Annotated in this window: 21 protein-coding genes and 1 pseudogene; 18 read left to right on the forward strand and 4 right to left on the reverse strand. The window is 42.0% G+C overall.

What is annotated here, in order from left to right:
* Positions 1–13: 13 nt before the first annotated feature.
* The 5 genes from ACFQWC_RS20285 (at position 14) to ACFQWC_RS20305 (ending at position 2,769) form a co-directional block, all read left to right on the forward strand.
* Positions 14–487 (forward strand): GlcG/HbpS family heme-binding protein, encoded by a 474-nt coding sequence (locus tag ACFQWC_RS20285; RefSeq protein WP_299744478.1) that lies wholly within the window; start codon positions 14–16, stop codon positions 485–487.
* Between the two features lie 50 nt (positions 488–537).
* Positions 538–1,134: a chromate transporter gene (locus ACFQWC_RS20290; protein ID WP_299744481.1), complete on the forward strand. Its 597-nt coding sequence runs from the start codon at positions 538–540 to the stop codon at positions 1,132–1,134.
* The gene (locus tag ACFQWC_RS20295) at positions 1,131–1,664 is read left to right on the forward strand and encodes a chromate transporter (protein WP_377108944.1); all 534 of its coding nucleotides are present in this window, start codon (positions 1,131–1,133) and stop codon (positions 1,662–1,664) included. The genes ACFQWC_RS20290 and ACFQWC_RS20295 overlap by 4 nt, the downstream gene beginning before the upstream one ends.
* A 21-nt stretch (positions 1,665–1,685) precedes the next feature.
* A complete protein-coding gene (locus ACFQWC_RS20300; protein WP_377108945.1) occupies positions 1,686–1,997 on the forward strand; it encodes a hypothetical protein in 312 nt (103 codons plus the stop codon).
* Between the two features lie 94 nt (positions 1,998–2,091).
* Entirely contained in the window at positions 2,092–2,769 is a 678-nt protein-coding gene (locus ACFQWC_RS20305) for a GntR family transcriptional regulator (RefSeq protein ID WP_044339901.1), read from the forward strand.
* Positions 2,770–2,821: 52 nt separating this feature from the next.
* On the opposite strand, the gene ACFQWC_RS20310 is transcribed toward ACFQWC_RS20305, so the two are convergent.
* Positions 2,822–3,628: an aspartate dehydrogenase gene (locus ACFQWC_RS20310; RefSeq protein WP_377108946.1), complete on the reverse strand. Its 807-nt coding sequence runs from the start codon at positions 3,626–3,628 to the stop codon at positions 2,822–2,824.
* 174 nt (positions 3,629–3,802) lie between these two features.
* Between ACFQWC_RS20310 and ACFQWC_RS20315 the strand changes: the two genes are divergently transcribed.
* The 4 genes from ACFQWC_RS20315 (at position 3,803) to ACFQWC_RS20330 (ending at position 6,190) form a co-directional block, all read left to right on the forward strand.
* On the forward strand, positions 3,803–4,150 hold the full coding sequence (locus tag ACFQWC_RS20315) for a 2Fe-2S iron-sulfur cluster-binding protein (protein ID WP_044339899.1): 348 nt from the start codon (positions 3,803–3,805) through the stop codon (positions 4,148–4,150).
* Positions 4,151–4,413: 263 nt separating this feature from the next.
* A complete protein-coding gene (locus tag ACFQWC_RS20320) occupies positions 4,414–4,893 on the forward strand; it encodes a RidA family protein (RefSeq protein ID WP_377108947.1) in 480 nt (159 codons plus the stop codon).
* Positions 4,894–4,927: 34 nt separating this feature from the next.
* Positions 4,928–5,950, forward strand: a complete 1,023-nt coding sequence (locus tag ACFQWC_RS20325) for an NAD(P)/FAD-dependent oxidoreductase (RefSeq protein WP_377108948.1) — start codon at positions 4,928–4,930, stop codon at positions 5,948–5,950.
* Positions 5,951–5,962: 12 nt separating this feature from the next.
* Entirely contained in the window at positions 5,963–6,190 is a 228-nt protein-coding gene (locus tag ACFQWC_RS20330) for a ferredoxin (protein ID WP_299744499.1), read from the forward strand.
* 152 nt (positions 6,191–6,342) lie between these two features.
* Here the strand turns inward: ACFQWC_RS20330 and ACFQWC_RS20335 are convergent, their stop codons facing one another.
* The 3 genes from ACFQWC_RS20335 to ACFQWC_RS20345 form a co-directional block, all read right to left on the reverse strand.
* Positions 6,343–8,445 (reverse strand): GDYXXLXY domain-containing protein, encoded by a 2,103-nt coding sequence (locus tag ACFQWC_RS20335; RefSeq protein WP_377108949.1) that lies wholly within the window; start codon positions 8,443–8,445, stop codon positions 6,343–6,345.
* Between the two features lie 182 nt (positions 8,446–8,627).
* Positions 8,628–8,894 (reverse strand): hypothetical protein, encoded by a 267-nt coding sequence (locus tag ACFQWC_RS20340; RefSeq protein WP_299744505.1) that lies wholly within the window; start codon positions 8,892–8,894, stop codon positions 8,628–8,630.
* Between the two features lie 114 nt (positions 8,895–9,008).
* The gene (locus tag ACFQWC_RS20345; RefSeq protein WP_299744508.1) at positions 9,009–9,332 is read right to left on the reverse strand and encodes a DUF2628 domain-containing protein; all 324 of its coding nucleotides are present in this window, start codon (positions 9,330–9,332) and stop codon (positions 9,009–9,011) included.
* Positions 9,333–9,762: 430 nt separating this feature from the next.
* On the opposite strand from ACFQWC_RS20345, the gene ACFQWC_RS20350 reads away from it, so the two are divergent.
* From ACFQWC_RS20350 to ACFQWC_RS20390, 9 genes and pseudogenes are all read left to right on the forward strand, one after another.
* Positions 9,763–13,341: an Ig-like domain-containing protein gene (locus ACFQWC_RS20350; RefSeq protein WP_377108950.1), complete on the forward strand. Its 3,579-nt coding sequence runs from the start codon at positions 9,763–9,765 to the stop codon at positions 13,339–13,341.
* Positions 13,342–14,041: 700 nt separating this feature from the next.
* Positions 14,042–14,638, forward strand: coding sequence for a CalY family protein (locus ACFQWC_RS20355; RefSeq protein ID WP_377108951.1), 597 nt, complete (start codon positions 14,042–14,044; stop codon positions 14,636–14,638).
* A gap of 132 nt (positions 14,639–14,770) precedes the next feature.
* On the forward strand, positions 14,771–15,640 hold the full coding sequence (gene tapA / locus ACFQWC_RS20360) for an amyloid fiber anchoring/assembly protein TapA (RefSeq protein WP_377108952.1): 870 nt from the start codon (positions 14,771–14,773) through the stop codon (positions 15,638–15,640).
* A 23-nt stretch (positions 15,641–15,663) separates the two neighbouring features.
* Positions 15,664–16,236, forward strand: coding sequence for a signal peptidase I SipW (gene sipW, locus ACFQWC_RS20365; protein WP_377108953.1), 573 nt, complete (start codon positions 15,664–15,666; stop codon positions 16,234–16,236).
* Positions 16,237–17,266: 1,030 nt separating this feature from the next.
* Positions 17,267–18,163, forward strand: a complete 897-nt coding sequence (locus tag ACFQWC_RS20370) for a DUF1672 family protein (protein ID WP_377108954.1) — start codon at positions 17,267–17,269, stop codon at positions 18,161–18,163.
* Positions 18,164–18,304: 141 nt separating this feature from the next.
* Positions 18,305–19,063, forward strand: a pseudogene (locus ACFQWC_RS20375) (DUF1672 family protein); the annotation flags it as partial.
* A gap of 37 nt (positions 19,064–19,100) precedes the next feature.
* On the forward strand, positions 19,101–20,024 hold the full coding sequence (locus tag ACFQWC_RS20380; RefSeq protein WP_377108955.1) for a DUF1672 family protein: 924 nt from the start codon (positions 19,101–19,103) through the stop codon (positions 20,022–20,024).
* A 428-nt stretch (positions 20,025–20,452) separates the two neighbouring features.
* Positions 20,453–21,382 carry a DUF1672 family protein gene (locus tag ACFQWC_RS20385; protein ID WP_377108956.1) on the forward strand — a complete coding sequence of 310 codons (930 nt, stop codon included), beginning with the start codon at positions 20,453–20,455 and terminating at the stop codon, positions 21,380–21,382.
* Positions 21,383–21,393: 11 nt separating this feature from the next.
* Positions 21,394–23,505, forward strand: a complete 2,112-nt coding sequence (locus ACFQWC_RS20390) for an SA1320 family protein (protein WP_377108957.1) — start codon at positions 21,394–21,396, stop codon at positions 23,503–23,505.
* Positions 23,506–23,559: the final 54 nt, after the last annotated feature.

Consider the following 23,559-nt stretch of genomic DNA (forward strand, 5'->3'; position numbering starts at 1 on the left):
GGGTAACGACGATATGAAAACTGTACTAAGACTCCAACTCGAAGAAGCAAAAGTAATCATAGAAGAGGCAAAAAGAAAATCAGAAGAAATCAATGTACTTGAAACCATCGCAGTTGTCGATGACGGAGGACATGTGATTGCCCTTGAACGTATGAACGGCGCCCGGATCACCGGTCCCGACATCGCGATTGCCAAAGCGTTTACGGCAGCGGGGCATAAGCGTTCCACTCATTTATTTAACAAGGAACCGAACGGGCCTGTATTGCCGGGGAATGAAGCATTTGGTATCCAGCAGATGCTCCCAGGGAAGTTTGCGGTATTTGTCGGAGGATTTCCGATCGTAGTGGATGGTGAAGTCATCGGCGGCATCGGGGTCAGCGGCGGTAACGGTGAACAGGATACGGCTGTCGGAACAGCTGCGCTGAAAGCATTGCAGTCCCACTTAAAGGATCATGACGTCGTAACAGATGCAGATATTAAGAAATAAGTCATTGCAGCCGAGGTCCTGACGATAAAATAATGAAAGAAGGAGTAGGCATGAAATCTTATTTGGACCTTACGGTTGGTTTTGCAAGAACGGGAGTGACCGGATATGGGGGAGGACCCTCCACCATACCATTGATCGAATATGAAGCAGTGAAGAAATACGAATGGATGACAGAGGATGAGTTCGGCCAGACCCTGGCACTTGCCAACACGCTGCCGGGTCCGATCGCTACGAAGATGGCTGCGTATATCGGATACAAAGTGAATGGTAACCTGGGAGCGGCAGTAGCGATCCTGGCCCATATCCTTCCTTCTTTGTTTGGAATGTTATTCATGCTCGGTCTCCTTTACAAGTACCGGACGTCCCCGATTGTAGGGGGAATGGTGCAGGGAGTGACGCCGATCATCGGGATCATGCTGCTTGAGATGGCGTACAAGTTCGCAGACAAGGCACGTAAAGGTCTCGGGCTGCCCATCGCATTTGGGCTGGGTGGCGTTTCCCTTGTACTGATCCAGTTCCTGAATCTACATCCGGGAATCATGATCGGGGCTTGCCTACTTGGAGCCTTTATCGTGGCCGCATATAAGAACCGGAGGAAAGAAGTGTCTGAAGACATGTATGAGCCAAGAAAGGAAAAGAGCGTATGATCTATTGGGATATTTTCTGGGCGTTTTTCATCTCGAATCTCCTTGGGTATGGCGGCGGGCCATCAACGATTCCATTGATTCAGAACGAAGTGGTCAACCGCTATGAATGGATGACCCTGGGCGAGTTCGGGGATCTGTTCGCGATTGCAAACGTCCTGCCCGGACCGATCGCGACGAAGATGGCAGGGTTCATCGGCTATGAAATGGGAGGCGTGTTGGGGATGGTGATTGCCCTTGCAGCAACCATTCTTCCATCAGCGATCGCCGTCATCATCCTTTTCAAATTCGTGAACCTTTTCAAGGATTCCCCGCAGGTAAAGCTGATGACACTATCCGTACAGCCCGTCATTGCCATTTTACTCGGGGTACTGGCATATCAATTCTTCCTGTCCGCCTTTGAAAAAAGCGGAGTATTGCATCTTGTGATCCTGACTGCTGCAGGCTTTCTAGTCATGAAAAAGCTTAAGGTCCATCCGGCACTTGTGATTGTATGTGCACTATTTTATGGAGGAATCTTTTTATCGAATTAATGGAAGGCGATCAAGTTCAGCTTGATCGTTTTTGCATTTTTAGAAAGTGATTTTTGCATTTTTTTATGTGGCTGGGGTTGGGGATGGTGCTTGCGTGTAAACGATAATGGTTATTGTCGTCCACAATTTGGCACAAGTTTGCTAGAAAGTGGCACAACAACAACTAAAATGGTCTACATTTCAGAGGATAATCAGCAGAAAGTGAAGGTTTTTAAGGCAAATGTGCCAACTTGGCAGGTGATTTTCAAGAAAAGAAATTTGAGATGGATAAAAACTAAAGTTTTATTCTCTAAATATCTTAGTTTTGCGTTACAAGCGCCCTTTCCATCATAAGTAACGTCAAAAATATCTTAATAATATAAAAATGACAGAGTCTTTGATAAAATAGATAAACAAGTGATTTTATATCGGAGAAGGGGATAATGAAATGAAGTGGGAAGAAGAGGAATTACTTTCAATCCGTGAGCGTGCATATATTTATTTAAAAGATTTGATTCTGGGCGGAGAATACAAGCCAGGTGACCGCCTGATCGAGAGGGAAGTGGCAAGTAAACTGAATATCAGCCGGACCCCGATTCGTGAAGCACTGTTCCGGCTTGAATCTCAAGGCTTCGTCAAGACAGTCCCTAGAAAAGGCGTCATTGTTTCCAATATATCTGAAGAGGAAGTCATCGAAGTGTTTACGATTCTTTCTTCACTCGAGGTCTTGGCTGCAAAGCTTGCCGCGCAGAAAATGGATGACGACATACAACAAGAGTTCAATGAGAAGATCGAAAAGCTGGAAGCGTTGGAAAAAGGTGAGGGAGAAGGGATCGATACGGAACATATCGAGATGAACCTCCTCCTCTATAAAGCCGCCAAAAGCCCGAAGCTTTTCCAAATCCTTTCCGGGTTGACCGATTATATTCAGATGTCTGCCAGTATGGGATACGAAACCCCGGGACGCAGGAAGGAATCCTTAAAGGAGCATATCCAAATCATGAAAGCGGTAAGGGATAAAGAAGCGGATATGGCCGAATTCTTAACGAAGATCCACATTGAAAATTCCAAAAAAGCCTATATCCATTTCATCGAAAAGCAAAAAGAAAAAGTGAAGAAAAAATAAAGAGGGACTGTGTCTGAATGATGAGACACAGTCTTTTTTTGTGGAAGTGGACTCAAATCCCAATGACAACAGGGGAAGTAAGGTTATTCAAGGCTTTGCAAATGCTCATGGCTACAATGTAGCCCGATTTAGGATTGTCTGCCGACGGGGTATTCTGGATGGTCAGTTCCACCTCGCCGAAGTATCCCTTTGCTACGATCTGATGGGTATTATTCTTCACTCCCGGGTCTACCAGTACCTGTACCTTCGTTTGATCAAACCCTACCCCGGCAATGCTGAGGGCAGCAGAAACATTCGTACTCTGCGGAAAGAGTTTAGCAGATTCACGGGCTGTACCTTCATAGATTGTAAATTCTTCCTTGATGGTATCTAAATCTACTTTTGCTTCAGCGACCGTTCCTCTCCATGCCTCCGGTGGTTTGCGGGTAATGAGCTTTACTTCATCCAGCTCATTGATGGAGGACGCAGCGATGCGGTCCAAGCCTCCTATGGCAGCTGAAGGAAGAATCAATTTACGGCCATACTTCCTTGCTGCTTCGACGACTTCCTCATATAGCTCCACATCAGAGAACGCTCCTACAGATACCGTTATAAAGTGACTGCCCGTTGATAGGGATTTCACTGCATATTGATAGACAGCATCATGGCCCGCACATTCTATGATTACGTCCAGTCCGGAAGAGAAGAAGGTTTCCTCGCTATCCCTCACCATGAAACTCTCAGTCTTTAATTCTTCATATTGCTCTGAGTTCCTTACTAGAATCGCGTGCACCTCTGCCCCCTCTACCTTATCTTCCTTTATATAGGAGACAACATCTTTCCCGATCGCGCCGTACCCGATTAATCCTACTTTTAACATGATGGAATCCTTCCTTTCGTTTTGATGGAATTTTGTATACCGAAAAGTATAGCAGTAGAGCATTCGTTATTCAAATTAAAATTCAGAAAAGCGAGAAATGACTAAAAATATATTGTCAGAATATTTCGTTTGTGGTATATTGTATACCAAGAAGGATCAAGGGAGGAATACTCGATGCCTAAAATCAATTATTCTACAAGTGGAAAAGTTCTGGATGTACCTGAAAACTCAAATATATTACGAATGTCCTTACGATACGATGGCGATCTTCCTAACAAATGCGGTGGGGGGATTTGCGGAAGCTGCCTTTGCAAGATCGAAGAGGGAGCTGAGAACCTGGACAACGTGAAGGTTCAGGAACGGAGAAAGCTCGGCGAAGAATGGCTTGAAAAAGGATATCGCTTAGGGTGCCAAACATTTGTCACGGATGGGGATGTCACGATTTCCTGGGATGAAGAAACAACAAAGGTTGTGAAGAAAAGAAAGCCGGATAAAATCCAAAAACAAGTAGTCAATAAATAAGACGAAACACATTAAATGAAAGAGGTGTAGCAAATGTGGACGTGTAAAAAACATGTGACGAAGGCAATTGAAATATTGGATGTCCCTCATATCCGCAAGGCTCCGGAGGGTGTGAAATGTTCTTTTTGCGATAAACAGGCAAACCTCAATGTGTTCTATTCCCATCAACCAAGTACATTCAAAAATAGAAGGGAAACGCTTTTGCAAACATCATAATCTGCTGCTTCTTGATTTAATGGCACTCGCCAGGAAGGAAGATCGATGTGGAGAAACAATTGATAAAGGTTGAAGACAGGCTTGAAGAAATGGGACTGATCCTGCCCGAAAAGCCTAAACCGTCGGGGCATTACTTAGGGTCGGTACGAGCGGATCCATTTTTATTCGTCAGCGGGGTGACCTGTAAGTGGAATGGAGATCTCCCCTACAAAGGAAGGGTTGGAGTGGATGTATCGATAGAGGAAGGATACGAGGCCGCGCGGTTGACGACACTTAATCAGCTGGCAATCGTGAAGGATGTATTGGGATGCTTCAGCCTTATCGAACGTGTCGTGAAAGTCACAGGATATGTCAGTTGTGAAGCAGGTTTTCCAGATGTTCCGAAGGTGATCAATGGTTCATCCGATCTGCTGGTTGATTTGTTCGGGGAAAATGGGAAGCATGCCAGATGTGCAGTGGGAGTCAGTTCCCTGCCAGGCAATGCAGCGGTAGAGACAGACTTGCTTCTTTTGTTAAAGAAGTTATAGGTCAAACAACGTTGAAGAAAAGGGGTTTGAGTGTATGGAAAAAGGTCCAGTTTTTGATGTCACAATCATCGGGGGAGGACCGACAGGATTATTTACGGCTTTTTACGCAGGGATGCGGCAGATGAGCGTGAAGATCATTGAAAGTATGCCTGAATTAGGAGGCCAGCTGTCGGCGCTATACCCGGAAAAATATATTTATGATGTAGCAGGGTTCCCTAAAGTGCTTGCGAAGGATTTAGTTGACGGCTTAAAGGAGCAAGCCTTTCAGTTCAATCCTTCTGTAAGTCTGGGTCAGACTGTGGAAAAAGTGGAAAGGCTTCCTGATGGGTCTTTTTTATTAACGGCGAATAATGGGGAAGTCCACCATACCAAAACCATCATCGTCACAGCAGGTGCGGGGGCATTCAAGCCACGCCCGCTGGGAATCGAAGGGTTAGACGAGGAATATCAGAACCTTCATTATTTCGTTAATGATCTACAACGCTTCAAAGACAGGAAAGTGATGGTCTGCGGAGGCGGGGATTCAGCGGTCGATTGGGCGAATATGCTTGAGCCGATTGCCAGCGAGGTAACACTCGTTCATAGACGGGATAAGTTCAGAGCCCATGAACACAGCGTTCAGCAGCTAATGAATTCAAGTGTCAGAATCATGACCCCCTACAATGTAGCTGAAATGAATACAGAGAGCTCCACGATTCGCAGCGTCATCCTTCACCACGCGAAGGAGGAGCGGACTGAAATTGTTGATGTGGATGATGTTCTTGTCAATTACGGTTTCATTTCTTCACTTGGTCCCATAAAAGACTGGGAGCTTCAAATCGAGAAGAATTCAATTGTCGTCGATTATAAAATGGAGACGGATATAAAAGGGATCTTTGCCGTCGGCGATATCGCCACCTATCAAGGGAAAATCAAACTGATCGCCACCGGGTTCGGCGAGGCACCTGTAGCCGTAAGCCATGCCAAACAATATGTCGATCCCAGTGCACGCGTGCAGCCATTACATAGTACAAGCGTGATGGGGCAAACGGATAAGAAAGAAACCATCAAAGCGTAAAGGAGATTGAATATGGGTAAATACACGATCATAGACCAGGAAACCTGTATTGCCTGCGGATCATGCGGAGTATCCTCCCCTGAAGTATACGACTACGACGAAGAAGGACTGGCATTTGTCTTGTTGGATGATAACAAAGGGACAACACCCATTCCAGAAGAATTCATGGAAGACGTGGAAGAAGCATATGAAGACTGTCCGACGGAATCTATTAAACTGTCGGATACGCCGTTTGGGTGATGGTGGGACGGGGGGACAGGCACCTTGTCCCCCCGTCCCCGCAACCGAGCTTAATGAAATAAAGGTGGGCTAATAAGCAGCATTCTCCTTATTAGTCCACCTTTTTGATTCATGGAAGAGACAAGGGACAGGCCCCTTAGTCCCACCGCAGCCTAGTCCCTTAACCGCACCAAAATCCCATTCCCCTTATCACTTACCTTCACCACTGCAGCCTTCACTTTCCCCTCAACATCCAGCCCGGTTCCTTCCGGGATGAAGAAATGTTCGATTCCATATGTGATCTGGGCGTTGTTGTCCCATGAGTTTGTAACTTTTCCGTTGAGTAGGACATCACCGGGTTTCTTTTCGTAAGGAGTATTCCATTTCTCGTTAAAGCGATAAATACCCACATGTTCATGGATGCCTTGTGCATTTTTGCGCAACACAATAGTGATGGGTCCGTTGTCTTCAATGGAGGTGTCTTCAAGCTGAGAAATCGTGTAATTCAATTCCACATAGTCACCCTGGAGGAGAGATCTCGGATCGACAGGTTGAAGTTCCAGTACGATCGTTTCCCCATTTTTTAAAAGGGTCTCGTTGGAATAAACCTGGTACCCAACCCATCCCGCTTGAAGAAGTATGATCAGAATGATTCCGAGTCTCTTACCGGCAAGCATTGAGTGTGATTTCTGATCAGAACCAACTTTCCTATCCAGATAAACCGCCATCATTAAGAAGAGGATTCCCAACACGGCTAAAAGCAGGGATTTATGGACGAGCTTCCAGGCCAGATCATAATACAGCTGGACGATAAGCATGAACCAGAATACCAGCGATGAAACCCAATAGAAGGTGCGGTCCTGCTTTTTGAAGTAATAGACGCAGCCTGTCGCGGTCAGAAAAAACAGAGCGGTATAGACAATATGAAGCGTTAATGAAAGGACGATTGTAGTTAACGAGAAAAAGGCAAGGAAGCCAATGAGAAACGCTCCATATTGTAGGATATATTTTTTATAAGTAGCAAGGTACACGGCAACATTCAAGAGCGTCATCAAGACAAGGAGGGGATGGGTACCTAGATCCAGGGTTTGGCCCAAGAAGATTGCTGTGTTCAATTGAAAGAGTAAGTAGAATACAAACCTCGCAGCGGACCGTTTCTCAACATAAAACACATAGGCCAGAACGAGAAACATCACAAACGAAAATTCATCAAACACACTTGCTGTCATCCCGATGATGATACCGGTCATCATGAGTGAATACTTTACAGGAGACGGCCAGCTGGTCAACGTGCTTGGGATGACGAGAAATACCGTCGCGAATACAAATAGAGTGACCATTGAGACATCGACCATGAGCAATGAAAGCAGTCCGAAAACAGACGCCACGATGAAAACAGAGGCGATGGTCGTGACACTTGCAATGAAGATTATCTTTGTCCAATGACGGGAAGAGGAATGCTTCCGTAAATAGTTCACAAGAAAAACACTTCCCGTTAGTAACAGAACGGCGGCAAATAAGAGACCGACAAAGAAAAGGCTGGATACATACCTTGCCATCAACTCGAACATTTTGATGATGATAAAGCCTGTTCCAAACATCGAAAGGATGATGAAGATGGATGTTTCTTTATGAAAGTACCTGTACACGCCAACGGCCAGGATGAAAACATAAAACAGGGTAAAGAAAACGGAATACTCGTTATCGAATGCTGTGACCATAAGGAGGAGATTGGCTGAGATAAGGCTCAGATAAAGGAGCGGCTTTGATGCAAGGTAGCCTTTTTTAATGATCAAAAATAAGAGAGTGTTAAGAATTCCTACTCCAAACGCGATCCATGTATGGGCGAGTGTCCAGTGCCCGAATGGAGATGAAGGGAACAGATAAAAATAAATCGTCAAATGGATGAGGATATGGGTTAATACGTAAAATCCGCTATACCTTGTGTTCAAGCTGAATAAAAGCGCCGGAATAGACCAGACAAGGAACAGCAAGAAACTGTCCGCATGGGAATTGTACAGCTGCCCGAGTAAGGCGACGGACAAGCCGAAGGAAATCACCCCGCTGACCATCAGCCAGTTTGAAAGGAAGTGGGCCCCCTTTAACACACGGTCCAACAGAAAAGCTGCCCCATAGAACAATACAACCAAAAATCCCGCCAAAGCCACTTTCTCAAGCCGCGAAAACACCTGCCAGTTAGAAGCGAAAAAATAAAGTGCACTTGCCAATAAAAACACAACCCCGAATAAATACGTCAGTGAAATCACTTTTTTCATATGGTTCACCCCTTTTTTAGTTGATTACTCTACTATATGAGAGAGAAAGATAATATAGGCATATGGGACGGGGAGGGAATAATAAGAAAACAGCTTCTTGGACAATTTACAATATTTAATGGAGTTGGCATATGTGTGGGGGAATAAGTGCTCTTAAAATGAATTACCATTTTATGTTATAGTTAGTTGCATAGTTTAGTTGTTTCTTCTTCTTTCTCTTCTGAATTAATTATTTTTACTTCTTTGACTATTTGTTTTGGGCGTTCCTCTAGTTGTGGTTTTTCTTGTACTTTATTTGTAGAAACTTCTTCGTAATTAGAACAAGCGCTCAATATAATTAATATAAGAAATGAGAGATAAATGATTCTTTGTTGTACGACATCTTCTCCTATAGTAATAAGATTTTGAAAAAAGACCTTCTGATTTCTTGCTAGGGGTAAGTGCTTCAATTGCAGATTCCTTAGCCTATTAAATCATTTTCAACTTTTTACAAAGCCGCGTAAATTTATTCAATTATATTTAAAATAAAAAAGCTGATTACAAAATAATCAGCTTTTAATCTTTTATACGGCTTTAGAAAGTGGTGAAATAATTCCTCTGGATTGGAGTTCTGTTTGGGTTTGTTCATCTGCAGGGCGGTAGCCTTTTTCAAGTAGATCTTTAATGAAAATCTTATTATATACAAAAGAAAATATTATTCCAGGAATCCAAGCTCCAAACCCAAAAGTAAACGCTCCAACTATTGCAGCAGTGATAAACATAATCGCTGCCCATTTTAAATCTCCTCTAATAAGTGCTGGGAAAAATCCAAAAAAGAATGTAGTCCAGCTGAATCCAATTTTAACCTCCTTTGTGACACCTGCTTCGTTTCGTAATTTTGCTTTCATAAATAAATCCCCCTTTTGTAATAGTTCTTTTAGATTAAACAATAAAATTTTGTAAGTATTTCAAAATATTACAAGAAAAAATATTAATTTATTTATATTTTGGAAAATCTATTGGTATTGCTTAAAGAAAGCAAGAAACTGGTCAAAGTTCCATCTAATAAAAATTGGTTAAAACCATAATGACTTTCTAGCAGAACCAGCCTTTTCGTGGTCAGGTGTTAACACCTTTAACTATTATTGGTCCCGTTTTATGTATTAGAGGATGATTATGAAGTTATCACAATCACGTATTGCTAAATTTATAGGATAAAAGTATTATATATTCACGACCAAAAAATTCCTATTTTTATAAAAGGTTACAGTTGCGGTACTGTACTTTTTTCTTTGTGACATTGGGTTGACTATACACTATTTTAAAAGGGGATTATGTATGAAAAAAGTTTTGATTTTGATGGTGGTTTTAGGTTTATTTTGTATGCCTTTTTATTCTACTGAAGTAGCAAAGGCAAATGGAGATACTGCTGCTGCTTCAGGTGATAAATTAGCAGAACGAGTGATTGTGAAGTTGAAAAAGCCAGTGGAGAAAGCAGCTATTGAGGGGTATGAGGTGTTGGCAAATCAAGAAAATGATGCCGCTCCGATTGTGACAGTAGATGTCCCTGACGGGCAGGATGTGGAATCTTTTATAAAGGATTTAGAGAATGATAGTGATGTAGAGTATGCGGAACCTGATCACTTGATTAAATTGAACCACGTACCGAATGACTCTTATTACAGTCTTCAATGGCATCACCAAAACATCGAATCAGAGAGAACGTGGGATCAAACAAAGGGTTCTTCTGATGTAGTGGTAGCTGTAATTGATAATGGTGTGGATGTGGATCATCCGGAATTTGCGGGGCGGATTGTCGCTCCATATGATACCGTTTACAACACAACAACCATGACTAAAGGTGATCATGGTACCCATGTAGCAGGCATAATAGGAAGTTCCATGGATAACTGGATGGGATTGGCTGGTGTTGCACCAGAGACGAGCATTATGCCTATCGATGCTTTTTTTAATGAAGAATCTGCCTATTCTTCCGATGTCATCGAGGGTATTTATTATGCCGTGAATAACGGTGCTGACATCATTAATATGAGTTTAGGAAATTATTATTATAGCAGTGTTTATAATGATGCGATTCAATATGCGTACGATAATGGAGTAGTGGTGATTGCAGCGGCAGGTAATGACAATACAAGTGATTCACATTATCCTTCTTCTTATTCTAATGTCATCTCAGTCGCGTCGACTACTGAGTATGATACTAAATCAGGTTTTTCTAACTATGGATATGACATTGATATCGCGGCACCAGGGTCTTCAATCTTATCGACATTGCCGGATTCTGAGTACGGATGGATGGATGGGACTTCCATGGCTTCTCCGGTAGTGGCTGGAGTGGCCGCACTTATTTTAGCGAATGAACCTGATCTGACAAATGATCAGGTAGCAGACAGACTATACGCTTCGGCGGATGACCTTGGAGCATCCGGGAAGGATTACTTCTACGGCCATGGCCGGGTGAATGCGAGAGAAGCAGTCGGAGTGGCAAGGTATGTAGCCCCGCCTCAAGTTTCACAAGTATATGACTACTCTACATATGTAAGTGGAACAGTTGAAACAGATGATGACAGTTACATTGAAGTTAGCAATGGACAAGAAGTCATTGGGAGTGGATATCCTTATTGGGGGAGTTTTAATATCGATATTTCGAAACAACCTGCAGGGACGACATTATGGGTAACCGTGACAGACGGTGACGCCACAAGTAAAGCAACGACTATTACGGTAATGGACGGGACAGGTCCAGATGTTCCAACTGTGAACGAAGTAACCGATCGCCACACCTCCGTGACTGGAAAAGCGGAAGCAGGGGCGACGGTAGAGGTCAAAGCCGGACCCGAAATCATCGGGTCTTCAACGAGTGATGGATCATTCACAGTCGGAATCCCTAAACAAAAAGCGGGATCGGAATTAAGCGTTTATGCCATCGATGGAGCAGGAAACCAAAGTGGATCAGCAGTGGTGACGGTAAAAGACAAAACAGCGCCAGCGAAACCAACCGTAAACCCGGTAGGAGACAACTCGACTACCATCACAGGAAAAGCAGAAGCGAGCTCTAAGGTGGTTGCAAAAGTGGGTTCAACAGAGCTGGGCCGAGCAACGACTAACAGTAGTGGTGAATATACCATTACAATCAGTAAACAAAAAGTAGGTACCGAAATAAGTGTATATGCAGCGGATGGTGCAGGAAACCAGAGTGAAACAGTAAAAATTACTGTCGAAGATAAAACAGCACCAGCAAAGCCGACTGTGAATCCAGTAGGAGATCAGTCCACTTCGATTACAGGAAAAGCGGAAATAAACGCAACTGTGTATGCAAAAGTAGGATCAACAGAGATTGGAAAGACATCTGCAAACGGCACAGGGGATTTTACTTTGGCGATCAGCAAGCAAAAAGCAGGCACGGAGATCAGTGTGTATGCAGTAGATGCAGCTGGTAACCAAGGTGAAGTGACAATCGTAAAGGTTGAAGATAAGACAGCGCCAGCGAAACCGACCGTTAACCCGGTAGGAGACAACTCGACTGCCATCACAGGAAAAGCAGAAGCGAGCTCTATAGTGGTTGCAAAAGTGGGTTCAACAGAGCTGGGCCGAGCAACGACTAACAGTAGTGGTGCTTATTCCATTACAATCAGTAAGCAAAAAGTAGGTATCGAAATAAGTGTATATGCAGCGGATGGTGCAGGAAACCAGAGTGAAACAGTAAAAGTTACTGTCGAAGATAAAACCGCCCCAGCGAAGCCGTCTGTGAATCCAGTAGGGGATCAGTCCACTTCGATTACAGGAAAAGCGGAAGCCAATTCCACGGTCTATGCGAGTACTGGTTCAACGGAAATCGGGAAAACTTCGGCGAAAAGTAACGGTGAATTTACGATTGCCAAAAGTAAACAAAAAGCAGGCACCGAAATCAGCGTGCATGCAGAAGACCAAGCAGGTAACAAGAGTGCCGTTAGTAAAGTACAAGTTGAAAAAGAAAAACCTCAACTGAAAACCCTAATCGGCACAACGAGGTATTCAACCGCCGTAGAAGTATCGAAGCAGGGTTGGGATACCTCAACTACAGTATTTTTAGTCAATGGGGGAGCGATTGCGGATGGGTTAACTGCCACTCCACTAGCTTCTGCACATGACGCACCTATTCTCCTGACAACAAAGGGGACGCTGCCGGCAGAAACAGAAGCAGAATTAAAACGACTTGGCACGAAGAAAATTGTATTAATCGGGGGTAGCGGGGTTATTTCCGATGAGGTAAAAGGATCACTTGTGAAGCTGGGTTATAGTGTTTCCCGTATTGGCGGAAAAGATCGCTACGAAACCTCTTTACTCATTGCAAAACAGCTGGATAAATCAGTCGATGTGACGGAAGCGTATCTTGCTTATGGAAGAGGAGAGCCGGATGCACTGTCGATTGCGGCTCAATCTGGAAAGGTGAAACAACCGATTATTCTTTCAGAAAAAAAGTCTGTTCCGAAAGCTACCTATGACTGGTTGAAATCAGAAGATTTATCGAACGCTCACTTTATCGGGGGAGCAGCGGTACTTGATTCAGCCATCATGAAAGAGATGAATAGCATCACAACGAAGAATGTGGAGGGCAACCGTATCAGCGGACTATCCCGTCATGATACGAATGCGAAAGTGATAGAAAAATTCTACACAGAAAATCACTATCCAACCATTTTAATAGCCAAATCCGAAACAGCCAAGCTGGTTGACGCCTTATCTGCGGGTCCGCTTGCGTCTAAACTTGGCGTACCAGTACTGCTCGTTTCACAAAAAGGTTTAGAAAGATCTCAAATTGATACTATTGAAGGTAAGACTTCTTCAGAAGTTCATCAGATTGGTGGGGGGATTAATGAAGCAGTCGTTGGAGAGGTTTTAAAGTATATGGATTGATGTGGATTAGTAAAGGAGCCAAAGGGGATGATTCTCTTGGCTCCTTTTTTTCATAATAAATGATTAAAAGGATTCCTACATTTGGAAGGTGGAATGCTGGATTTGTAGAACTAATGTTGAGTGATATTTAGAACTAACCTCAATTCACCTTTACATCCACCAAAGCCCTCTAGAAGTAGGTCCCGTAAAGAACGTTTTTCATAGCAGATGGACAAGCATCTATGAATATGGCAAAAATGAGAGCCATCTCGATACAGAACTTTCCCTTAACCTATTTTCAAATATTAAAACCAAAGCCGTCACGCTATTTAAATATTACATGTCTCAATCTAACCATGACTTATGCTTAGAAGATACTCCACGCCAACGGAAAACAGATGACGAAGTTTGAGTAAGGCGGGAGTTTCAAACAAGACGTTAAGAATAGGGAGCCGGAGAACCTGTCCCCTTAAATCCCTCGGGAGTTAATTGTGCATTATAAAGAACGTTTTTCTCGATAATAAATAAAATAATAAGATATAAAGAGAAAAATAGAGAGATGCAACGTTTTTTGTTCTTTTTAAAGAATAAACGACCGGATTTGAAGTTTTTCAATCCATAACATTTGTCTTATACTTCAAGTGTAAGGTTCGTTAAAGAGAACAAAACGAACTTTGAAACGAACCAAAAACAATAGGTGAAAACGAGGAGGAATTTTGAAATGGGCATTAAACAAAAATTAGGTTTAGGCGTAGCATCAGCGGCACTTGGATTGGCATTGGTTGGGGGAGGTACATATGCGTACTTTAGTGATAGTGCAGAAGCTAACGCGACGTTTGCAGCTGGTACATTAGATTTAAGTGTAGATCCGACAACAATCATCAATGTTGATAATATTAAACCAGGTGATACTATGCTTCGTTCTTTTGATTTAATAAACGGTGGTACTCTTGACATTGCTACGATTGACTTAATAACTGATTACACAGTGACTGATGCAGAAGGTGACAATGGTGGAGAAGATTTTGGAGACCATATTAGAGTGAATTTCTTGCTTAATGCAGACAAAGTGGATTTACCAATTTGGTCAACTACTCTTTCAGATTTAAAAGGAATGGATCCAGATGTAATAGCTGGTAATTTTTGGAGTCAATACCTAGGTGAACGTGGTGGGAAACTTGGAGCAGGAACATCTGATAAACTTTATGTTCAATATGAATTTGTTGAAAATAATCAAGACCAAAACAAATTCCAAGGTGATACATTAGTACTTGAATGGACATTTAATGGCAAGCAAGGTGCCGGTGTAGCTCGATAAATTAGCTTATAAGAAAGGTGGGTCCCCGCCCACCTTTCTTAAATAATATCCAAATTAGCTTTCTGCAGAAGATAGAAATATTATGGTCTATCTTCTGCAGAAATTTAATGTATTATCACAGGTTTAAAGGATGTGATCTCCATAAGATACTCAAGAACAAGAAAACACAAAACCCCAACAAAGAAGTGGAAGCTCCTCTGTCAACTAATGGCCATCTGGTATGCCACTACCATTACGAGTTCATTCATAGACGGCAGTACCGGCGCCTACTTTAACGATAAAGACCATATAACCGGTGTAATCACTGCAGGAACTTGGAGTATTTGGGATAAGAGTTCTTTAAGCTTCCCTGATCAAAAAGATAGAGTAGTAAAGGCGTGTTCTCCAATTGACATTTCAACCAGAATTGTGAATAAAGGGAGTACTATGCAAGGTACTACAGAATATGAAGTATTCCATGAACCTGGTGGGAAAAACCCTATGAAATTTGGAGTCAAAATAAGTAGTGGGAAGATTCAACCTATACCCGAAGGTGGAACTGACAAGATCGTCTTTAACACAACTAAGCCAGGATCTTATAAATTCAAAGCCCTTCAACGCCCAGGACACGGAAATAAAGAAGACACCAGACATGAATTATGGAGTGAAACAATTACTATAAAGTGCGACCAAGAAACACCAAAATCCCCTGATAAGGGCGGAGATGAAAGTAAACCTGTGCCACCAGAAGAAATAGACAAAAAAGAAGAACAGGAAGTAACCGAACCTGACACAACTACTGATCAAAGTAAAGAGAACATCGAGAAAGAAACTCCACCACAGGTAGAGGAAAAGCAAGAACCTGAGCAGCCAGCAGTCCATGCTGAGCCAGAACCAGAAGAGGATGCACAACCCGAAATTACAGGAGCTAGTGTCCAAAGTTCAGAAGCGCCGCCAGCCAAGGAAGAAGAGCAAGAAGAACCATCTCCAGCATCACCTGATAAAACTAGTAATCAAGAGTAAAAGAAAGGTAAGGTTGATAAAAAATGAAGCTAGCAAAAAGAATACTAAGTACGAGTATATCGGTCGTTCTGTATGCTGTATTGTTCATGATGATATTCGTTGTTGTTTCATCCAAGGCAGCCGGTGGAGAACCCCAATTCATGGGCTATCAAATAAAGACAGTGTTATCAGGGTCAATGGAACCTGATATCCAAACGGGATCAATCATTGCGGTGAAGCCCGGAGGAGACATGACCCGTTTTAAAGAAGGCGATGTCATTACATTTAAAGAGAAAGAGAACATTCTCATCACTCACCGGGTTTTGGAAGTAATAAAGAGCGGAGAACATGTGATGTATAAAACAAAAGGGGACAATAATGACGCTCCGGACCTTGAACCTGTGCTATCTGAAAATGTAGTGGCAGAATACAAAGGGTTCACGATTCCCTATATAGGATACTTCATGAACTTCATGAATTCGAAGAACGGTGCATTGATGTTCATCATCCCGGGAATTTTACTCCTTTTATATTCAGGTTTTACGATTTGGAAAGCCATCTCCACCATCGATCTTTCATCAAAAAAGGAAGATGCGATCGAGAAGAATGTATCTTAATTTGTTTTAAGAGAAGCGAGGGACGGACCTTTTGCTTCTCTTTTTTTATTTGTTTATAACAAGATTCACTTGAAAAAAGCTATCGTTCCGCAGTTAAAGCCACTCAAAATGAACCTCAGTCCAAAGGAATTATCTCTGTACTTAAGAAGCTCGTGTAAAAGTTGATTATGTAATGTAATCTGCTTTCCTCGTGTATTCTTGTCACTTGAAATATTGACCATGGGAGAAGGATGATCGGATAGAACTTCTGATTCAATAGAGTTCCTTCAATCCTTAATCGATTACGGGACCCTTTTCAGTAAAACTTCACTATTCATCTCATTCCCACGTTAGTAATATTCCTTATTTCTCTTCTATTTCAAATCCTTTTAGGAACAAAAACTTGAAATCTCTCAAACTGTTAATATTTTACACTATCTTTTACAATAAAGAAGTACTACAAAAGTTATTCAGGGAGTTACATAGGTATGAATAAAACTGGAGAATGGATCATTTGTATTTCTTTCATTTTCTTGCTGCTCGGAGGATGTGGCGTTTCTTCTCAGGAAGGGGGAGAGGAAGGTGGACATGTAAGCGTCTAGGATTATAATGGACAAGGATACACCCTCCCCAATAGAAAAGAAACCGACATAATAATCCAATCGTGGGGAAATGGTAAAAGAGTTCAAAGATTTTTCCCTGAAAAACATGAAACAAACGTCACAGTTCATAACATCGTCGAATAAGCTGGATCGCTATTTAGAAGCAATTGTTTCTGAAAGGGAGATCGTAGGAAAAATAGGGGAGTTCCTGGAAAATGTAAGGGGGGATGGTTTTCTTCTAAAATTCTGTTAATAAATATTCGACTATTCATGTAGGTAAAGGATGCTTCACCAAGTGAGGAACTATTTCTCTAAGTGTCAAATGATCTAGAGGATTTGGATGGTTTCTACCTTGATGATAATAAGGTGTATAAGGATAGCTTTACAGGTGAAAAAACAATTCCCTCGGTAGGGGACATGGGGTTTGTTTTATAATGGAGTGATGAAGATTGAAAAAGAAAACGATTATCACATATGCTACCATGCTTCTGCTAGTAAGCGGTTGTGTTGAAATAGAAGAAGCTCCTAAAGTGAACCCGAACACCCAATATGAACGGGTTCAGGACTATATAGGAGAAGGTTACTTCCTGAATCAGGGATCTGAAAACGATAAAATCGCTGATGCTAATAAAGAGAAGATTGAAAAGGAAGTAAAGGCGTTCTTTCTGGAGGAGTATAAGACAGAGGTGAAGGTCCATAATCTCGTAGGGAATGTGGATGGAGCAACAGTGTATGTTGAATCTGAAGGACCGCTCCACTTTTACACATATGCGGTGATTCCGTTCGATGGAGAGAAAGTGAGTACGAATCGCGTTTTTTCACAGAAAGGGCAGGTGGAGAGTGGAATTGCGGATGGATTATACAGGATCATTTTTGATGAAGAGTTTGATCGTCTTGATGAGTATCTTGATAAGATCGTTGCCGAAGAGGAGGTTGTTGGTCGTACGGTTGAATCTCTTAGGAACGTTGGTGGGGCTGGTTATATGACCGCCTATTATTTCATCGGGGCGTCTCCCATTGATGATGAAGCGATCCTGCCTGCGTATGAGTTGTACTTGAGTAACCCGCAAGCATCGGTAAAACAGTTGCGGGAAGCATTCAATGAAGAAAAATTCAGCGCAGACAATCTTAGAGTTTCCATCATGCTGTTTATGGAAGAGAAAGACGCTGAACCCAGCGAGGAATTATTTAATAGAATCACGGGAGATATCGAGAGGATGGACGGAATTCCTAAAGGGACCTATAGTGTGTTCATTAATGACAATCGAGTACATAAAGAATCATTTGAGGGTGTAAAAGACAATTCTCTAGAGCGGGCGTATCCAAATGAGATTGTCAGAGATTAGAAGGGAGGATGTAAGAATGATCGGGAAAAAAGATGGGCTGCATACGGCATGGGGATTTCAATGCTCCTTGGAGGATGTACGGGTCCAGACAATACACCTCAGCTCCAAGTCCAAGATTAATATGAACGCGCGCAGGATTACAAAGGAGAGGGCTACTCACTGAACAACGGTGAAGAAAACGACAAGCTCGCTGAAGCCCATCGTGAAGAAGTCGAACAAGCGGTGAAAACTTTTTTCATTGAAAACTATAAGACAGAGGTGAAGGTCCATAATCTGATAGGGAATGTGGATGGGGTCACGGTATTTGTCGAGTCGATAGGGGCGGTTCATTTTTATACATATGCCATTGTGTCATTAAATGAAACCATTGTAGATGGAGTTAGGACTCAGGAAGGAGAAGTAGAGAGAGGGATTCGGGAAGGATTATACAGAGTTGTCCTTGAAAAGGAGTTTAATCGACTGGATGCTTATCTTGAAAAGACGGCCACGGAACATGAGGTTGGTGGAAGGACCATTGAATCGCTTCAAAATGTCGGTGGTTCCGGTTATATGACCCCTTACTACTCTCTAAGTTCTTTAAAAGATGATGAGGCAATCAAGCCTGTCTATGATCTTTATATGGAAAACCCGAACATTAAAGTAGAGCGATTAAGAGAAGCGTATAAAGCGCAGGTATTTGAAGCAGACATGCTTAGAGTCAACATCATGTTATTTATGGAAGAAGAAAACGTACCCCCCAGTGAAAAGGTCATGAAAAAGGTTGTAAGCGATTTGCAAAATTCAGGATCCATTCCTCGGGGGACCTACAGGGTTGCGGTCAATGATAATGGAGTCCATAAAGAATCCTTTGAGGGGTTTAAAGATAATTCGATAGAAGAGGAAGTTTTTCTGATGGATTAAGAATGTTTTAAGTTCAATAGTGGAGGTGTATACGTTCATGGTCACTAAAAATAAATGGTTTATATGCGGAATCGCCTTTCCATTGTTGCTAGGCGGATGTGTTAATGGGAATGGTGTGAATGAAAAAGAATATCCTAAAAAGCAGTTGAAGAATCAATTTGTAAGTGTCCAGGAGTATATTGGAGAAGGATACACCCTGAAAAATGGGGAAGAAACAGACAAGATTGCCGAAGAGAAACGTGAAGAAGTAGAGAAAGCTGTTAAAGATTTTTTCTTGAAAAAATATAAGACAGATGTAAAGGTCCATAATATTGTGGGCAATGTAGACGGAGCTACAGTATTTGTGGAATCAACTAATCCTCTTCATTTTTACACGTATGCAGTTGTTCCAATTGATCTATCAAATGAGAAAATTCTGTCCGACAGTGTGTTTTCTCAAGAAGGACAGGTGGAGAGTGCCATAACAGAGGGCCTGTACAGGAAGATATTCAAAGTCGAGTTTGATCGTTTGAATGAGTATTTAAAGAAAATTGCAAATGAAGAATCTGTTACTGGAAGAACGATTGAGTCCCTTCAAAATGTTGGGGGTTCAGGCTATATGACCCCATATTACTTCTTGTCTTCATCTGTTATCAATAATGAAGCGATAAAACCAGTTTATGATCTATATATGAAAGATCCTCAGGTTAGTACAGAAAAATTAAGGGCTGCTTATAATGAACAAGTGTTTAATCCGACTTATTTTGAGGTTGTCATTCATTTGTTTATGAGAGATCAAGATGCTGAACCGGATGAGAAGGTATTTAATAGAGTAGTAAACGATATCGAAAGCATGAGTGATATACCAAAGGGAACTTACAGTATCTTCGTCAACGACAATACCGTCCATAAACAGTCGTTTGAAGGGGTGAAAGACAATTCCCTCGAAAAAACGACTCCGGATGAGATTGTTAAGGAGTAGGTACTCATACATAGAGGTTATGAAGAGAGGAGAATAAGACAAATAATTAACGTTTCCGGACACCATTGTAAAGAAGTAATACTAAAGTGGTGAGCGGTGTGACCCACTATTATTATCTACCTACTCCCGACCTGGTGATAAGGTCAGATAGTTATAAATTTAGGAGATTTATTTTCAGGACTTTATAGGTTATCATTTGAATAATTGGGGTAATTATACAAATGTATGTGTCTGAAGGCATGAATTAGATATGCGAAATCAATAGGATAAAAGAAATGTGATAAATAAGTCTGCTCCCCTACTTTTCTCCTGTTTTACCGGATTGCTCTAAGTATTACCCGATTGAACTGTTAATACTTTACAGACTTTTATACAATATAAAGGTAATTCTTTAAATGAACCCATCCAATTAGGAGGATCAGACATTCATGAACATAAAAAATAAGTGGATTATATATGGAATCGGACTTTCATTATTACTTGGAGGATGTATGAATATGGATAATGAAAAAAATAATGTGAATTCAAAAGAGGCAACAGGTCCATATAAAGATACTTTTGTGAGAGTGCAAGATTACAAAGGTGAAGGATATGTACTCAGAAATGGAGAAGACGCAGATAAAATTGCAGAAGAGAAGAGTGATGAAGTTCAAAAAGCCGTTAAAGATTTTTTTATGGAAAAATATAAAATAGATGTCAAAGTGCATAACATAGTAGGGAATGTGGATGGTGCGACTGTGTTTGTAGAATCGACGGGACCTGTTCACTTCTATACGACCGCTATAGTGCCAATTGATTTGAGTCAAAAAAAGGTTTTAGAAGACAGTATTACGTCTTTAGATGGAGAAATTGAGAGTGCTATTCAAGGAGGTTTATACCACCTTTTATTCGAAGCTGAATTTCATAACCTGGATCAATATTTAAGTAAGATAGTCTCTGAGAATGCAGTTGTTGGAAAAACGAAAGAATCACTTGAAAATGTTGGAGGGGCAGGCTACATGACCCCATACTATTATCTATCAACTCCACCTGACGACAAAGCTATCCAACCGGTTTATGAGGCATATCTAAATAATCCGGACACACCTGTCAGTGAACTTAAATCGCTATTCTCAAAAGCTGATTACGTAGCAGAAGATTATAATATTACGATTCAGTTATATATGGAGAATGAAAATGTAGAACCTGATAAAGAAATATTCAATAAAATTCAACAGGATATTAAGTCAATGAGTTCGATACCTAAAGGAAACTACAGTGTAATCATTAATGATAATTTAATTAATGAAAAAGTAGACGATGGGATTAAAGATAATTCTTTGCAGTTAACGTTTCCGGATTCCATTGTTAAAAAGTAAGGGTGAATAAAATGGAGAAGCCAGTAAATAAGTTAATAAGCAAGGAAATAGTTTTTAAGAGTAATGATCAGGACCTAGTAGAATTAGCTGGATTACATGCGTATAAAGAAAAAAAGGTAGACTCATATATTAAAGTGAATGATACGAAATATAGAGTGTTAAACACACAATACAATCATCCGACTGGACTTGATGCTCTTACTGTTCGAAATGAAACAACAAAGGAAATAACAATAGTTTATGTCGGTACTGATGCAGCAGCTGAAAACGGAAAACAAGACCTCCTAACCGATGCTCAACTACTTAGTGATCTTACCCTTCCGCAACTGGAAGCAGCTCAAGATTACTTTAATAAAATGAACAAAAAATATGAATCTATTGGAGGGGTTAAATCCGTTACCGGTAATTCTTTGGGTGGACCATTAGCCAACTCTGTTGCCATTAATCATCCCGAAGTTACATCCGTTACGCTTAATCCTGCACTTCTCCCAAAAGGGATGGCCGATCCAAACAAAACCTACGAAAACATCACCAACTACTTCACCAACTATGACGTCTTAACCGGAACCTTGATTGCCCTGAATCTCGATTCCCGCATCCCTGGAAAGAGATACGATATTTCGACAGGTATACCGGTGATCGGCGAGAAGTTCAGTATCCTGACAAACAATCATACGGGGTATACCGATGGTGGGAAATACGTAATTGGTCTAGATGGGGAACCTGGTTACGGTGAAATCCATGTTGAAGCCGATGCCCACATCATGACAAGCATCTGGACGGGGGAACCTCTTTATGGCGGTCATTCGGACAGGATCGAAATCAATCGCGAGAATCTGAACCTGTTGGCCGAGGCCCTGGCAGGGGATGTCGCCACAAGGTTGGGGTATGCACAGGACTACTTGACCCATTCACAGGAAATTGCCCAGCATGAAGGAGACAGGTACTCGGAGCGGTTGAGCCGTCTGCAGATGATCTTTGAGGATTCTTTCGAAAATTTGATCGGGAATCCTTTATTCATAGGGATCACGACGACGGGACATCGTTTGACCTCGGAAATCGACCATCTTATTTCTCTCTTGAATATGGCTGAAAACGCCAGTAGATCCCTTAACGGTGTGTTGAATTCCCCGCCTGTTGAACTCGTGGAGCACTTATTCAACCGAAGCGTCAGTGTCGAAAGCATTTTCGGCCAGGCCCGGAATCAGCTGCTTGAATTCAAGCAGGAGATTACCAGTCTGACAGGATTCCTGCAGAACATCCTTCATAAAGAAATCCCTGAGCTGTTTAGCGGAGGGAAGGAAACCCTGGAGGACCTCCTTGTGAACGAGATGCTTTCACACTATGAAATTATCAAAGCCAATAGTGTGAAAATGAATAGTCACATAGCAGAATTTCAGAGTCAGGTCGGGGACCTTGCAAAGAACTTTGGAGATCGTGATTCTTCTTTAAGTGCAAGCATCTCTGGAGGGGGTTCGGTTCCACACGAAGTAGTGATGCCGAAGAAAAACGACTACGTGCTGGAAGCGTCTCATCACATGCTCATCGGTATGAAGGTGAAAGAGATCTATCTGGATGGATCCTTTGAGGCTTTCAAGGGAATTTCCCACCGCTTTCTATTGCCGCTATTGGGCGGTTTGACGGGTCTTGCTTTTGCCATTGAAAGCACATTGGAGGTCATTTCCGCTCAAATCAAGGGTGCCATGAATATTGCCCTCAGTGGAACGGTTCCTGGAAAGCTCATCAGCATCTTCTCGGACTTTGATGACAAAATCCGCTCGTACGTTTCTTCCGCACTGGAGCCGATCGACGAACTGGCAGCCACCATTGAAGGACTCCGTGACGGATTGACCCGATTGACGATTGGATTTCCGGCGTTACTGGATAGCTTCAGACCTTATATTGACTCGGCGATTTTTGATTTGACGAGCTACTCCAATATCCATATTTACAATGTATCGGCCATGGCCATCCATGAAGAAATGGAAATGCTCTTTGACGATATCGTCCACCAGCTCAGTCAACATAAAGGAAATTCGATTCAGGCATTGTGTGAAATTTCACAACGCGTAAAAGACAACATGATCCAACTGCGTCAACAAGTGGATCGTGTGACATTGTAGGAACAGGGCATCTACTTGTTCCTATTTTTTGCCCTTTCGCAATCTGTAGATGAG

The sequence above is a fragment of the Rossellomorea sp. GCM10028870 genome, from assembly GCF_042666755.1.
In the GTDB taxonomy this organism is placed as follows: domain Bacteria; phylum Bacillota; class Bacilli; order Bacillales; family Bacillaceae_B; genus Rossellomorea.